This window comes from Flavihumibacter sp. (genome assembly GCF_036676075.1).
GTDB lineage: Bacteria > Bacteroidota > Bacteroidia > Chitinophagales > Chitinophagaceae > Flavihumibacter.
In genome coordinates, this window is sequence record NZ_JAKFDQ010000016.1 from 305,532 (window position 1) to 319,903 (window position 14,372).

Below are 14,372 nucleotides of genomic sequence, written 5' to 3' on the forward strand. Positions count from 1 at the left end.
AAATTTTGCAAGCATGCACCTACAAGACCAGATCCGGCAGGCATGGGAAAACCGGGAACTGCTAAAAGACGCTACTTACTCAGATGCTGTACGCGCCGTAATTGAAGAAGTGGATAAAGGAAGGCTACGCGTGGCGAGCCCGGGTGAAAATGGCTGGACAGTAAATGAATGGGTAAAGCAGGCAATCCTGATGTATTTCGGTATCCAGCAAATGAAGACCTATGATCTTCCGCCTTTTGAGTTTTACGATAAGATGGAGCTGAAGAAAAATTATGCATCACTTGGTGTTCGCGCAGTGCCCCATGCAGTAGCTCGCTATGGTGCATTTATTGCCAGGAATGTTGTGCTGATGCCCAGTTATGTAAACATCGGTTCTTATGTGGATGAAGGCACTATGGTAGACACATGGGCAACTGTTGGTAGTTGTGCACAAATAGGAAAAGGTGTTCACCTTAGTGGAGGGGTTGGTATAGGTGGTGTTCTGGAACCTTTGCAGGCAGCACCAGTGATTATTGAAGATGGTTGCTTTCTGGGTTCACGTAGCATCGTAGTTGAAGGGGTAAAGGTGGAAAAAGAAGCAGTGCTTGGCGCCAATGTAGTGTTGACACAAAGCACACGGATCATAGATGTTAGTGGTGATGAACCAGTAGAATACCGGGGGCGTGTTCCGGCCCGTAGTGTAGTCATTCCCGGTAGTTATCCAAAAAAGTTTCCTGCAGGTGAATACCATGTTAATTGCGCACTTATAATAGGGCAGCGTAAACCCAGCACTGATCTCAAGACAAGCCTTAATGATGCTTTACGTGATTTCAATGTAAGCGTTTAGTGTCTGCATTAGCTGATAAGAAAAGACTGCACTGGATGGGGGTGATGATCACCTTTACCGGTGCAGTTTTGTTTTCTACCAAGGCTGTTCTGGTTAAGCTTGCCTTCCGTGATGCTGATACAGATGTTATCACCCTGCTGGCAATCCGGATGTTATTTTCCCTACCCTTTTTCCTGGTGGCGGCATGGTTTGCAACAAGGGAAAAAACAGAACCGCTTACCCGCAGGCAATGGCTTTCAGTGATCGGCCTAGGAGTTACTGGATACTATATCAGTAGCTGGTTCGACTTCGTGGGACTTCAATACATCTCGGCTGGATTAGAGCGATTGATCCTGTTCCTCTATCCCAGTTTTACCGCACTTATCAATTATTTCATCTTTCACCAGGTATTGAATAAGCGGCAACGATGGGCAATGCTTTTAACCTATGTGGGAATCGGCATTGCATACATGGGAGAATTGCAGATTGATGCGGGTAACGAAAATTTTTTCCTGGGAAGTTTTATGGTATTTATTTGTTCCATAACCTATGCCGTATATATGGCAGGCAGTGGAAGGATCATTCCAAAAGTTGGTGTAACCAGATTTACTGCATTTGCCATGCTTGCCGCCACAGCAGGTGTTTTTATTCATTTTTTACTGGCTAATAGTACCCGTGAAATGCAATGGTCGCCCGGATTATTGAAATTTGGATTGATGGTAGCCATTCTTGCTACTGTGCTACCATCATTTCTTATATCAGCCGGAATGAAAAAGATAGGGGCAAATAATGTTGCCATAATTGGAAGTATTGGCCCTGTTTCAACCATCCTTCAGGCCTATTTATTTCTGGGGGAAGAAATTCACCGTGGACAAATCATCGGTACATGTTTAGTAATTGCTGGCGTACTATTGATTGGATGGAAGTCGGGCGACGGAAAAAAATATGAATAGTATACTTGGGTGGTGTTTTAGTTTCTGTATATTTGCCCCCCGTTACTCAAATAACGATTGCCCAGGTGGCGAAATTGGTAGACGCACCGTCTTCAGGTGGCGGCGCCGCGAGGTGTGCTGGTTCGAATCCAGTCCTGGGCACATGGAAAATAAAGAAACCCTTGATAGCAATAGCTTTCAAGGGTTTCTCTTTTATGGTGAATTAATAGGTATTCGAAATGAATCGATCATTATTTCTGCCCGTGCTTGTTTGTCTTTTAACTGTTGGATATACTGTTCATTCCCAGGATACAACTGTATATTTAATCGGGTTTTCCGGAACGGGGAATATTAATAAAACCAGCCTCGGAACCAGTTATGTTTTTAATAATTCATTGCGATTTAGTGTTGAAAGACCGTTTCTTACATTCAATGCTACTTCATACTGGATTTATGGGGAGAATACACAACGGAAAACAAATAATGATTTCCTCAATGTTGTTGATGTTGACCTGTACAAAAATACCCGCAAGCTTTATTACTGGGCGTTGGGTAATTATGAGAAAAGCTTCTCATTGAAAATTGAGCATCGTATCCAGACAGGTGCTGGCATAGGTTATAATCTTTTGAAAAAGGAGAAGGGGCAGATCACTTTATCCAATGGTATTTTATATGAATCCACTGACCTAAGGGAAATGGATAAATATGGACGGCTGCACTATGAAACAGCCCGAAACTCATTTAGATTTAAATATCGTTTTCACATTGGTAAGATCATCATCGTGGAAGGGGTTAATTTTCTTCAGAATGCCTTTACTGATGGAGAGGATTATATATTGCGTACAAATAACCAGGTCAATTTCAAACTGACCAGTTGGCTGGGGCTAAACACTTCTTTTACATACAATAAATTTAACCTCACCAAAAACGAAAATCTATTGTTCACCTATGGACTTGTAATGGAAAAAAAGTTTTGATCATATCAGCCTGAATTATCATCATTTCCGCCCTGCTTCCGCTTGAATATTTCAATATCATTATTTCCGAACCTGTAGCTGAAAGTAAGACGGAAAGTACGCACACTCCATCTCCTGTATGAGTCCTGGTAGAAGTTTTCTGTATCTGTAATGTTTCCGAATCTTCTGCTATTGAGTACATCATTAATATTAAATGTGAGGGTACCAGCTTTATTCTTCAGGAAGTCTTTTCTTACAGCAAAATCAACAACATATTGTTCTTTATTTCTACCCTGCGGGGTTACCCTTGGTGATTCATATTCACCCGAGACCTGGAAGGAGAAATTATTCAAAAGCTTCTTATCAGGATCGTTGATCTTATAATTTGCCATCAGTTCAAAATCCCAGTTAAACCCTGTATTGCTTAGGTTGAGTCCACCCACAGATGCTTTAACATCCCGATACTGCGCATTGAAGCTGGGCGTAAAATCAAAGCTGTTTCCAACTCTTTGCTGCCATACAATTTCGAGTCCGGTGCGATTTGTTCTGTCTGCGTTAATAAAGGTTGTCAGGATAGCATTGGGATCAATTGAGGCATTGTTGAGTTTATCGAGTTCAGCATTACTGATAGTATCGCTGTAATTTGTAATATCCCTTGTATTGTTCCTGAAATAAGTTGATACCAAAATATTTCCTGTACTGTATGTTCTGTTATAATTCAACTCAAAAGAATTGGTGAACTCGGGTTCCAACTCGGGATTACCTTTGCGGATATTCATCGGATCACTTATATCCACATAAGGATTGATCTGCCAGAAATTTGGTCTCCTTATCCTCCTGGAAAAATTCACCTGGAGATCATTGCCTTCTTTCAATTCATAGGTTAAAAACAAACTGGGGAAAACGGCATTCCACATATCGTTTCCTTTGGAAGGATAATCATAACCAAATGATTTTGCGCTATCCAGTAGTTTACCGGTAAATGATGATTGTTCAAGTCTGAGACCCCCCTGATATTTTAATTTTCCAAGTTGATTGGAGTAGTTAGTATAAATAGCATTTATAACCTGCCGGAAACTATAATTGTTGCTGAGGGGAAGCTTTGTAAGCTCATCATTAGCTACTGAAAATACATCGAGCTTATCCTTAGAGTAATTATGGAAGCTTCTTGCACCCAGTTCAAGTTTGCTTTTCTCTGATAATGGATTTACATAATCAGTCTGGATAGTGAACTGCTGGCTATTTCCGGTTGAATAGTTCTCAACCCGGTTCTGCGTGCCTGATAGTTGCCCGTCGGGTGTGTAAAACTGGTTCAGAATACTGCTTTCACCACCATTATTACCACTGTTATAAGTTATATCTGCCGTCCATTCTTTTTCAGCTTTTTCATAAGTGCGACGGAAATTCAATTGAGTATTGGAACGCTTGAAAAAGTTTTCCTCTAAACTTTGACGAGTACCCGTTTGTGTTAGTACCTTATTCTGGTCGAGGTAACGCTGGTTCTGGTCTTCTATATTATTAAACCTTCCATCAACAAAACCCTGGCTGATGGAGATGGTGTTATTGTCATTGAATTTATAATCCATTCCAAAACGAAGCGATTTAAATTTTCGCTGCCTTTCACGCTCACTTTCCTGGTCAAAATAATCAGTTATGATACCATCGGATTTGTTCTGACGTTTGGCTTCCCCTTCTGCAATCCCGCCAGAACGGTTGTATCCACCGCTTGCAAAGAGGTTGACACTTCCTTTTCTGTAATTCAGGCTCAGGTTACTGTTAAAGAGTTCAGGCGTTCCACCACCTACTGATACCACGCCGTTTAAGCCAGCCTTTCGATTCTTTTTAAGGATAATATTAATTATCCCCCCTGTACTTCCCGCATCATAACGGGCCGATGGATTTGTGATCACTTCAACCTTTTCAATATCCTCAGCCGGAATTTGTTCAAGTGTGAGGATGGTTGGTCTTCCATCCACAAATATCTGTGGCGTGCTATTCCGCAATTGAACATTCCCATTTATATCCACTGAAAGGGAAGGAATATTCTTCATGAGGTCGGCTGCATTACCCCCCTTGCTGGTGATAGCTGCATCCGCATTGAATATCCGTCTGTCAACACCCATCTGCATGAGAGGTTTCCTGGCAGTCACTACCACGCCTGCGAGATTAGTAGCTTCTGTTCCCAAAAGGAAATCACCGGCATTAACCTCAGTAGCATCTGCACTTATGCGTAGTGTTTTCTTGAGTGTTTCAAATCCTACTGCAGTAATAAAGATTTCCGCACTGGTGGCCCTTATTACGGCAACACTGAATTTTCCATCTCTGTCGCTTATCGATATCCGTGAGAAATTTTCTGTGCCCACACCTTCCTGTTCCTGTTTTATCAAAACAGTGATTGTGGCAGACTCAACTGGGTTTCCGGTTGTTTTGTCGATTACTTTTCCAATTACTGAAACCTGGTCTTTTCCGGTTTCCTGTGCAATTGAAGTTGTTGCACTAAAAATAAAAAGCGTTACTAATATGCGCAGAAACTTGCCCATATTAAATTGAAGTGGGTAGATAAAATCCATAATTGCAAAGGAACTTATTTAAACCTGAAGGAATCCTTAAAATTCTAAGGATATGTTAACGCAACAATCAAACTCTATAATTGTTGTTTTGACACTCCTTTATTTGTGAGAACCACAGGTTTAATTAATCCCGCTTCATCGAAGTAGAGATTTTCAATACAGGTTTCCCTTGAATTACCATCTTTTTCAGTTAGTGGCCTTCTATGGTATACGATATAATATTTGTCTTTACCCGGAACACTTATTACAGAATGATGGCCGGCGCCGGTTGCAATCTTTGGATCCTGTTGAAGTATTTTCCCAATTCTTTTAAAGGGCCCCAATGGTGAATCCGAAATTGCATATGCTACACTGTAATCGGGGCCAGTCCATCCTCCTTCCGACCACATAAAATAATATTTGCCATTGCGCTTGAATACAAAAGGTCCTTCAACATAATTTGCAGGAGTGATTTCCTTAAAAACTTTCCCATCCTCAAAAGCAATAAACCCGGTAAAATCATTTTTCAGCTTTGCAATATTGCAATGTTTCCATCCTCCATAATACAAATAGAACTGCCCATCATCATCCCTGAATACAAACTGGTCTATGGGTTGGGCTCCGTTATGGAAGCGATCGATCAATGGCTTACCAAGGTAATCACGAAAGGGCCCCTCAGGTTTTTCAGCTATCGCTACACCAATTCCGCCATACTCGTTGTTTGATTGTATATCATTAGCGCTAAAAAAAAGATAATAAGCATTGTTATTGAAAATTATTGAAGGTGCCCACATTGCCCTCTTGGCCCATTTTATAGCAGATGTATCAATTATGTGCGCATGCCTTGTCCAGTTAACCAGGTCAGGGGAGGAGAAGGCGTCCATGAAAACCTGCTGGTAATAGGGTGCCGAAAATGTAGGGTAGATCCAATATTTATTACTGAACACAATGGCTTCGGGATCAGCGTACCATCCTTTAAACAAAGGATTCCCTGAAAATGACAGGGAATCCTTTGTTTGCGCGATACTTATTTTACCAAGGGTGATAAGGAGGAATAATAGTTTTACAATTTTCATCCTTAAAACTACTGAATACTGATTTAATTTGTTTGAAGGGCCATCGCGGGCTTCCCTGATTGCCTGTATTTATTTGCCAGAACGAGGCATAAAAGAAATCCTGCGAAAGCAAGGGCTGCTCCAACATATTGTGGTGAAGTATAGCCATAGCCGGCTACCAGGGGTAGTCCCCCCAGGTAAGCACCAAGGGCGTTTCCGGTATTAGCACTGGCCTGAAGGGAAGCTGATGCCATCATTTCTGAACCCTTCGCTGCATTGATGATGAGCATCTGCATGGGAGCGATAACTGCAAACGCAAGAGCTCCGGTAACAAATGTCATAATGATTGCCGGCACCTGCCATTGTGTTACGGTTGCAACAATAATGAGTGAGAGAACCATCAACATTAAAAGCATGCTGGTAGTACGTAGCGGCGAGTACCTGTCTGCAAGTCTTCCGCCAAGGAAATTACCCGCAGCCATTCCAAGTCCCGCCACTATCATAATATATGTGATCTTATCATCTCCAAAGCCTGCAACTTCTGTCATCATTGGAGCGATATAACTTATCCATGCAAATAATCCACCGGTACCAATTGCTGAGATGGCTATAATGATCCATAGTTCCTGTTTGCGAAACACCTGCAGGTTATTTCTAAACCCGGTGGTTCCACTTGCTGCCAGTGACGGCATCCAGCGACGAATACTGATTGCAGCAATGAAACCTATGGCCGCGATTAGCATAAAGGATATTCTCCAATCGAGGTTATGGCCGATATAGGTACCCAGGGGCACACCAATTATATTTGCCAATGTTAATCCAGCAAACATCACGGAAACAGCCCTGGCTTCTCTTCCGGGTTCTGCTAGTCTGCTGGCAACTACGGCACCCATACCAAAAAAGGCTCCGTGAGGAAGGCCTGAAAATAGCCTGGTAATAAGAAGCATTTCATAATTAGGGGCGATTGCAAACAGGCCGTTAAACAGTCCAAACAGAACCATCAGCCCGATCAATACTTTACGGGGAGGGTAGCTGCTGGCCAGACCTACCATCAGGGGGGCACCAATTACAACACCAAGGGCATATATGGAGATGAGGTGCCCTGCGGTTGGAATAGAAACAGACAGTGAAGTTGCTACATCAGGCAGCACCCCCATCATCATGAATTCTGTCATGCCAATGGCGAAACCGCCAATGGTAAGGGTAAGCAAACTGCTTTTAAGCGTTCCTTTACCTGCCTTTTTATTTTTCTCTATTGTTTCACTTTTAAGTTCGGTTGTTTCTGCTTGCATGTTCTCTGAATTTTCGGTTATGTTTTTTTTACTGGCAAGTGCTACATAAGCTTTTCGTTTAGAGATGTGAGGAAAATATATTCTGTTGTTCATAACTGTTTTTTTAAATAATGCGGACGTATTTGCCGGCATCACTAACCTGTTTGATAAGGTTCAGGTCGCTGCCTGCATTGCCGGCAAGTACTACTAAGTTGATTGAATCATCCTGGAGAATGGCATGGAGACCTTCCACCAGTTCTGCTCCAGGATATTTTGTTTCAGCCATCCGGGCCGGAAGGGCTTCGTTGATCAATACTTTCTTCAACTGGTAGCCGTTCTGGATGCTTACACTTGAAAGGGTAGCTTCCTGTATGCCTGCGCCAGATGCAATCAGGCCGATATTTATAGAGGTATTCATTTTTTTGTTTTTATCTGTGTTCATGATTATAAAGCAAAATTACATAATATTGTTTAAACGATTAAACAAGTATCAAATACTGTGCCTGGTGATAACTGAGATTTAACACAACAGTACATGGCCTTCTGGTTATTGATTATGACAAAACCTTGATTATTAAGTAATAATATCCTATTTTTGTTTAAACGATTAAGCGAATGGTTTATCTACAATTCCGCTTATAATTCCATTTTCATCCATTTTGGCATGAATTCAACCTCGATTGCCTGTTTTGTCATATGAAGAAAAAAGTATCACTTAAAGATATTGCTAACAGGGTAGGGGTGTCTACCGCCCTGGTTTCTTATGTGCTCAACAATAAGAAAGAAGGTCGGATCAGTGAAGAATCGGCTCGTAAAATCCGCGAGGCCGCCCGGGAAATGAATTACCGCACCAACCAGATCGCCAGAAGCCTTAAAACAAATAAAACATTTACCATCGGACTGGTGATCGCTGATATCTCAAATCCTTTCTTTTCCCGCCTGGCACGTATCATTGAAGACGAAGCAGAATTAAAGAATTATACCGTCATCATCGGGAGCTCCGACGAAAAGCCCGAGAAATTTTGTAAGCTGGTGGATACATTCCTCGATAAGCAGGTAGATGGACTTATTATCGCCGCCACAGATGGTACTGAATCATGCCTTAATGAACTGATAGAAAATAATATCCCATTTGTTCTGGTGGATCGGTATTTCCCCGCTATCCATGCCAATTACGTAGCCCTCGATAATTTCAAAGCTGCTTTTACTGCCACCCAACATCTCATTTCAATTGGTTGCAATAATATCGGGATGGTAACCTATGAAAGTCCATTGTTCAACCTCACCGAACGTAAAAAAGGATTCCTGGCGGCGCTGAAAGAAAATGGTAACCGCAATAATCGCAGCCGTCTTAAAGAGGTATCTCTCAAAGCAAGACAGGATGAAGTTGAAAAGGCCGTGGCTAATCTTCTATCAGCAGCTCAGCCCGTAGATGGATTATTGTTTGGTTCCAATACCATTGCTGTACAGGCAGTAAAATATATTAACACCCTGCCGCTTAGGGTACCAAAAGATCTTGCCCTGATCTGTTTTGATGAAACGGATTCTCTCGACTTATTCTATGCCCCGCTTACTTATATCCGTCAGCCACTTGAAGATATGGCAAGGCAGGCAACAGCAATTTTGTTAGACCGGATTGATAAGAACAATAAGATCACACAGGTAAATATTGAAGGGGAACTCATTATCCGGAAATCGGCTTAGCGCCTACTCATGGATGGTAGCCCTGTCCTTATCCAAACCTTTTTCCCCAATTCCGGTATTGCCTTTTACGCCGTAAAATACAGTCTTCCAGATCAGGTTGAAAAATGCTTTTGTAGGATCACGTCGATAGGTGACCCTGTATGTATTCGGATGCCTGTCATCGTTAGTATTATTAGTACGCACAAGGAAGGTATTTGCGAGTAAACTCACAACACCACTTTTCTTGTATCCGTCTGATTTGTCTTTCTTCATCACTTCAACCTTTAAACCCTCATAGGCCATAGTGGTTGTTCCAGTTGCCTGCCTGTCATTTCCGTTAAGCCGGAATGATAGCGAACTGATCTTCCCTTCCTCTAGCTTAACATTACCCAATGGAAGTATTGCTTCATTCAGCAATCTAACATCAAAGGCACCCATTACAGCATTCACTGTAAAACTTCCATTTCTGTGATCAGGAAAATTAAAGCGCACATTTGTGTTTATCTTATCCATGAACAAAGCCTCAAAACTTGCCTCCAGTGGCGATAAAGTTGAATTGCTTTTCTTCACAGGGCCCAGCTTGCCATTGATATTACTGAAACGTATTTGTCCCGTTGCATCACCATCTGCATTTCTCTCCCGGTACCTTACACGCCCATCCTCAATTATAATTTGGCGTACCTCCATAGTATAAGGAACCCTGGCCAGCATCTGGTGAGGATATTTGCCCACCTTTGACTCAGTTAATGGCTTCTGGCTCCTGTCATTATATACTTCCAATACCGGGTTCCTTACAATCATCAGATCGCCACGAATAACACTGTCTTCCATAAAGGCATTATAATCGAAATTGCTGATGATCACCTCCCGGGCTTCCAGGTCATAAACATCTTTCTGGAGGCCTGATCTTCTGGCTACCGCTTCTGCGTTGGCCCCGGTATTAGGTTTGAGATAAATTCCACGGATGGTGGAAATACTGCTGTCATCAATGGTTAACACTAATTTATTAGCACCAAGTTTATACTTGCTTTCGCCCAGTGGTACCGATATAGTGTCAACAGATAGTACTAGTGATTTAGCAAAGAAAATGCGCGATGAATCAAATGCCGCATTGCTTCCAATATAAACAGATGCCAATGCTATATGAACCTGTTTAACTTTCTTTTGCTGGTTTTTTCGGTTGGCATAGGTAATGTTCAGGTCATTCAATTGGATACTGTCTATATGAATCGACTCCAATGCTTTCTTTACTTCCCTTACTACCTCCTTTTTATTTTCCTTCATCTCTATGGGCTTGCCTTCTGCTTCATCAAATTTGCGGATAAATAGCTCACCACCTGAAACAGTAATAGCGCCCAGACTTGCTTTATTTTCCTGCAAGAATGCCATTACATCAACATTCCTGATAATGATGTTATCAAGTTTGAGGTCATAAATAGTTGGCGGATTGTTCCCTTCCTTACGTCTTCTTCCCAGCACAACCGAATCAGTTGTTAGTTCAATCTTCCGGAGCATGACCGAACTTTTGTCTATGTCAATATTCACATCTCCTATGCGAAGCTGGTATAGGCCATCACTTTTTTCGGTTACGAGATTGACCAGTCGGTCTTTCAATTCATTCTGAAGATCAGGTGAGCCGGTGAAACGTTTAATTGCCCACCAGGCACCGGCAACCAGTAACAATACCAGTATAGCCAGTAGATAAAAGCGTTTGGTCATATGCTGTTCTTTATATAATTGTTATGCCACCCGTTTTTCGTAAATTACAGTAAGCAATTGGTCCACCTAAATTAAGTTGTATGAATCTCCTTCACCGTGTTGAGCATTGGGGGGATAGACATCACCCCGGCTGGACAGATATTATTCGTATAGCACTCGGTATCTTTTTGTGTTTCAGGGGTCTTCAGTTTCCCATGAACATGAGTACCTTGCTGGCAGAACTTCCACCTTCATTATCAGGAGGGCCCTTTGCCCTTATAGTTCTGGGACACTATATTTTTGTTGCCCATCTATTAGGAGGTATACTGCTAATCTTTGGAATGTATACACGAATCGCCTGCCTTATTCAGATACCAATACTGCTTGGTGCTATTATATTTGTTAACTGGAACAAAGATCTCTTTCGGCCATTTCCTGAATTAATCGTGTCCCTAATAGTACTAATGCTCCTGTTTTATTTTCTGATAACAGGAAATGGCAAGTACACTTTGGAAACCATAACCGGGAAAGAAAAGGAACGCTGAAGGGGAATATTTTCCACTTTTAATGAAGGTGGATTACTTATTTACAGCGAAGGTTATACTGGCATGAAATTAGAAGTATTATAAGTACAATCACTGCAGGAGGTGGTTCACATTTCAAACCTGAGAATTATACTCCCACCACCTGATCAAGGTAATGCTTGCGAAGGGAAGCAGTGAACAGATAAGGCGCCGGCTTACCCCGGTGCTTTATCATTTTATACAATCTCCATTAATTACAGAATAACCTATAAATAAAAAAGTCACCTGCGTTGTATGCAGATGACCTGAATTACTTGTTAATCATGTTAGCAGCCGGTTGCTCCCAATAACCAGTAAATGATCAGAAAGACCACTATGGTTCCCAAACATCCGCCTCCCCATTTATAAGCCCCGTAGCCCGCGATGAGTGATTTTAACCAATTTTGCATACCTAAAGTTTAAGATTTTTATCTGAATTATTGAGAATGTGTTAAAATAATTGTGCCATCTAATAAAAAATAAGTTTCAGAAATAGGTCATGGAAGTTAACTTTAAGCCACTGCTTAAGGAGCCATATGAGGAAATACCAACTGATTGCATTTTGCATGGCAGGTTTGCTTGCCTGTTTACAATTTGGCTGTTCAAGTGATAGCCGCGAAGAATCTTTTGAACTTCCGGAAACCATCAGTTATAATTTTGATATTCGCCCCATCCTTTCTGACAAATGCTTTAAGTGTCATGGTCCGGATGGTAATACAATAGAAGCGGGATTGCGATTGGATATCCCTGATTCCGCCTACGCACCACTAAAAGAAACAAAAGGATCATTTGCCATCGTTCCGGGAAAGCCTGATGAATCCGAACTGTTGCGGCGTATTAGTTCGCAGGATCCCGACTACCAGATGCCTACCCCCGAATCTCATCTTGGCTCACTAACTCCTTACCAGGTAGAGCTTTTCAGGAAATGGATACAACAAGGGGCTAAGTATGAAAAGCACTGGGCTTTTGTACTGCCTCAGAAATCACCTCTTCCTTTGTTCAAAACCAAAGAAGGGCTCAACAATGAGATCGATTATTTTATCCGGGCCAGGTTAAAGGAAAAAGGACTTGAACCAAATCCACCCGCCGATAAGGAACGATTATTAAAGCGCCTTGCTTTTGACCTTACAGGGTTGCCACCATCGGAAGAACTGATGAACAGTTTCCTGGTAGATGAGGATCCTGATGCATATACCAATATGGTAGATAAGTTACTGGACCTTCCCCAGTATGGTGAAAAGATGGCCCTGCACTGGCTTGATCTCGCACGATATGCTGATAGCTATGGATACCAGGATGATAATATCCGAACGCAATGGGCATGGCGCGACTGGTTGATACATTCTTTCAACAGCAATATGCCCTATGATCAGTTCGTTACCTGGCAACTTGCAGGAGATATGCTGCCAGATGCTACAAAAGAACAGGTGCTGGCAACCGCATTTTTCCGAAACCATAAATACACCGAAGAGGGGGGAGTTATACCCGAAGAATACAGGGTTGAATATGTGATCGATAAAACTAAAACATATGGTAAGGCAATACTTGGACTTACCATTGAATGTGCGCAATGCCATGATCATAAATACGACCCCATTTCGCAGAAGGATTATTTCAGCATCTACGCTTTTTTCAACAATACAAAGGAACTTGGTTTTGAAGGCGATATCCTGGTGTCAAAACCTGCCAAGAAGCCCATCCTGACTATTTCGGATGATGATGTCCGTAACATGATGAAGTTTATCAATAAGAAAGATACCGGCCAGTTAATGGTATCAGTTATGGGTGAACGTGACACTTTACGTAAGACCTATCTTTTAAACCGCGGTGCCTATGACCAGCCGGGTGAAGAAGTATCTCCCATTGGCCTGCAATCCGTAATGAAATATGATACCTTATCACTCCCAAAAAACCGGATTGGATTGGCCAACTGGACCGTGAGTAAGCAGAATCCACTTACTGCCCGGGTGTTTGTAAATCAACTTTGGCAGGAGTTTTTTGGAAGGGGATTGGTGAAAACATCAGGTGACTTTGGCATGCAGGGCGAACTTCCCTCTCATCCCGAATTACTCGATTGGCTGGCCGTTGATTTCATGGAAAATGGATGGAATATTAAACGGCTGGTAAAACAACTTGTGATGTCTGCCACCTACCAGCAATCAGCAAAGATCTCAAAGAAAAGTCTTGACCTCGACCCGGAAAACGTTTTTCTTTCCCACGCCCCCCGCAATAGGTTGAAGGCAGAATGGGTTCGTGATATGGTGCTTGCCAGTAGTGGACTGCTTGTTCCTGATATCGGAGGACCAAGTGTTAAACCTTACCAGCCCGACGGGCTATGGGAAACAGCTACTTCAGGCCGCGGTGAACTGGCTACATATAAACAAGATAAAGGTGATGCGCTATACAGAAGAGGGATGTACACATTTATTAAACTGACAGTACCTCCTCCTTCGCTTATGTTATTTGATGCAAGTAACCGTGATCAGTGTGAAGTGAAGCGACTGCAAACAAATACCCCTTTACAGGCCCTTGCCATGCTAAATGATCCAATGATTCTTGAGGCATCAAGGGTTTTTGCACAGCGATTACTGGAGTCTGACACTAATGCACAAACGAACATTCAAAATGCCTTCCGGAGAATTGTTTGCAGGAAAGCCACTAAAAAGGAGTTAGCTATCCTTCTGAAATATTATGATGAACAACTTGCCTTGTTCCGGTCAAAGAAACTGGCTGCAAAAGAAACCCTCGCAGTTGGAGAGTATAAACATAATCCTGATCTGGATAGCAACCTGCAGGCTGCTTTGATGAAGACTATTCACCTCATTTATAACATGGAGGAATCCATTGTAAAAACCTGATG

12 protein-coding genes, 1 tRNA gene and 1 riboswitch are annotated in these 14,372 nt (G+C 42.1%); of the genes, 7 read left to right on the forward strand and 6 right to left on the reverse strand.

Annotated features, from left to right (window positions below; translation table 11 throughout):
• Positions 1 to 13: 13 nt before the first annotated feature.
• The 4 genes from V6M43_RS16165 to V6M43_RS16180 all read left to right on the forward strand — a co-directional run bounded on the left by V6M43_RS16165 (position 14) and on the right by V6M43_RS16180 (position 2,714).
• Positions 14 to 826 (forward strand): 2,3,4,5-tetrahydropyridine-2,6-dicarboxylate N-succinyltransferase, encoded by an 813-nt coding sequence (locus V6M43_RS16165; protein WP_332737043.1) that lies wholly within the window; start codon positions 14 to 16, stop codon positions 824 to 826.
• Positions 826 to 1,758: a DMT family transporter gene (locus V6M43_RS16170; protein ID WP_332737045.1), complete on the forward strand. Its 933-nt coding sequence runs from the start codon at positions 826 to 828 to the stop codon at positions 1,756 to 1,758. Before V6M43_RS16165 ends, V6M43_RS16170 begins: the two co-directional genes overlap by 1 nt.
• A gap of 59 nt (positions 1,759 to 1,817) precedes the next feature.
• Positions 1,818 to 1,899: transfer RNA gene (locus tag V6M43_RS16175), tRNA-Leu, on the forward strand.
• A 77-nt stretch (positions 1,900 to 1,976) separates the two neighbouring features.
• Complete coding sequence (locus V6M43_RS16180) at positions 1,977 to 2,714, forward strand: DUF481 domain-containing protein (protein WP_332737047.1); 738 nt, start codon at positions 1,977 to 1,979, stop codon at positions 2,712 to 2,714.
• A 5-nt stretch (positions 2,715 to 2,719) separates the two neighbouring features.
• Here V6M43_RS16180 and V6M43_RS16185 read toward each other — a convergent pair whose 3' ends face one another.
• The 4 genes from V6M43_RS16185 to V6M43_RS16200 form a co-directional block, all read right to left on the reverse strand.
• Positions 2,720 to 5,263, reverse strand: a complete 2,544-nt coding sequence (locus tag V6M43_RS16185; protein ID WP_332737049.1) for a TonB-dependent receptor domain-containing protein — start codon at positions 5,261 to 5,263, stop codon at positions 2,720 to 2,722.
• A gap of 74 nt (positions 5,264 to 5,337) precedes the next feature.
• Positions 5,338 to 6,318 (reverse strand): glycoside hydrolase family 43 protein, encoded by a 981-nt coding sequence (locus V6M43_RS16190; protein ID WP_332737051.1) that lies wholly within the window; start codon positions 6,316 to 6,318, stop codon positions 5,338 to 5,340.
• Positions 6,319 to 6,341: 23 nt separating this feature from the next.
• Positions 6,342 to 7,682 (reverse strand): MFS transporter, encoded by a 1,341-nt coding sequence (locus V6M43_RS16195; protein ID WP_332737053.1) that lies wholly within the window; start codon positions 7,680 to 7,682, stop codon positions 6,342 to 6,344.
• A 10-nt stretch (positions 7,683 to 7,692) separates the two neighbouring features.
• Complete coding sequence (locus V6M43_RS16200; protein WP_332737055.1) at positions 7,693 to 7,986, reverse strand: hypothetical protein; 294 nt, start codon at positions 7,984 to 7,986, stop codon at positions 7,693 to 7,695.
• A 278-nt stretch (positions 7,987 to 8,264) separates the two neighbouring features.
• Here V6M43_RS16200 and V6M43_RS16205 point away from each other — a divergent pair, with 278 nt between their 5' ends.
• Positions 8,265 to 9,272: a LacI family DNA-binding transcriptional regulator gene (locus tag V6M43_RS16205; protein WP_332737057.1), complete on the forward strand. Its 1,008-nt coding sequence runs from the start codon at positions 8,265 to 8,267 to the stop codon at positions 9,270 to 9,272.
• 3 nt (positions 9,273 to 9,275) lie between these two features.
• Here the strand turns inward: V6M43_RS16205 and V6M43_RS16210 are convergent, their stop codons facing one another.
• The gene (locus tag V6M43_RS16210; protein ID WP_332737059.1) at positions 9,276 to 10,970 is read right to left on the reverse strand and encodes a hypothetical protein; all 1,695 of its coding nucleotides are present in this window, start codon (positions 10,968 to 10,970) and stop codon (positions 9,276 to 9,278) included.
• Between the two features lie 80 nt (positions 10,971 to 11,050).
• On the opposite strand from V6M43_RS16210, the gene V6M43_RS16215 reads away from it, so the two are divergent.
• On the forward strand, positions 11,051 to 11,494 hold the full coding sequence (locus V6M43_RS16215; RefSeq protein WP_332737061.1) for a DoxX family protein: 444 nt from the start codon (positions 11,051 to 11,053) through the stop codon (positions 11,492 to 11,494).
• Between the two features lie 88 nt (positions 11,495 to 11,582).
• A riboswitch (TPP riboswitch) is annotated at positions 11,583 to 11,680 on the forward strand.
• 119 nt (positions 11,681 to 11,799) lie between these two features.
• Here the strand turns inward: V6M43_RS16215 and V6M43_RS16220 are convergent.
• On the reverse strand, positions 11,800 to 11,922 hold the full coding sequence (locus tag V6M43_RS16220; protein ID WP_332737063.1) for a hypothetical protein: 123 nt from the start codon (positions 11,920 to 11,922) through the stop codon (positions 11,800 to 11,802).
• A gap of 126 nt (positions 11,923 to 12,048) precedes the next feature.
• On the opposite strand from V6M43_RS16220, the gene V6M43_RS16225 reads away from it, so the two are divergent.
• Positions 12,049 to 14,370: a PSD1 and planctomycete cytochrome C domain-containing protein gene (locus tag V6M43_RS16225; RefSeq protein ID WP_332737065.1), complete on the forward strand. Its 2,322-nt coding sequence runs from the start codon at positions 12,049 to 12,051 to the stop codon at positions 14,368 to 14,370.
• Positions 14,371 to 14,372 lie beyond the last annotated feature (2 nt).

Coding starts and splice junctions, on each gene's coding strand:
- V6M43_RS16165 (WP_332737043.1), top strand. CDS start 14: ATGCACCTACAAGACCAGATCCGGCAGGCATGGGAAAACCGGGAACTG.
- V6M43_RS16180 (WP_332737047.1), top strand. CDS start 1,977: ATGAATCGATCATTATTTCTGCCCGTGCTTGTTTGTCTTTTAACTGTT.
- V6M43_RS16185 (WP_332737049.1), bottom strand. CDS start 5,263: ATGGATTTTATCTACCCACTTCAATTTAATATGGGCAAGTTTCTGCGC.
- V6M43_RS16190 (WP_332737051.1), bottom strand. CDS start 6,318: ATGAAAATTGTAAAACTATTATTCCTCCTTATCACCCTTGGTAAAATA.
- V6M43_RS16195 (WP_332737053.1), bottom strand. CDS start 7,682: ATGAACAACAGAATATATTTTCCTCACATCTCTAAACGAAAAGCTTAT.
- V6M43_RS16200 (WP_332737055.1), bottom strand. CDS start 7,986: ATGAATACCTCTATAAATATCGGCCTGATTGCATCTGGCGCAGGCATA.
- V6M43_RS16205 (WP_332737057.1), top strand. CDS start 8,265: ATGAAGAAAAAAGTATCACTTAAAGATATTGCTAACAGGGTAGGGGTG.
- V6M43_RS16210 (WP_332737059.1), bottom strand. CDS start 10,970: ATGACCAAACGCTTTTATCTACTGGCTATACTGGTATTGTTACTGGTT.
- V6M43_RS16215 (WP_332737061.1), top strand. CDS start 11,051: ATGAATCTCCTTCACCGTGTTGAGCATTGGGGGGATAGACATCACCCC.
- V6M43_RS16220 (WP_332737063.1), bottom strand. CDS start 11,922: ATGCAAAATTGGTTAAAATCACTCATCGCGGGCTACGGGGCTTATAAA.
- V6M43_RS16225 (WP_332737065.1), top strand. CDS start 12,049: ATGAGGAAATACCAACTGATTGCATTTTGCATGGCAGGTTTGCTTGCC.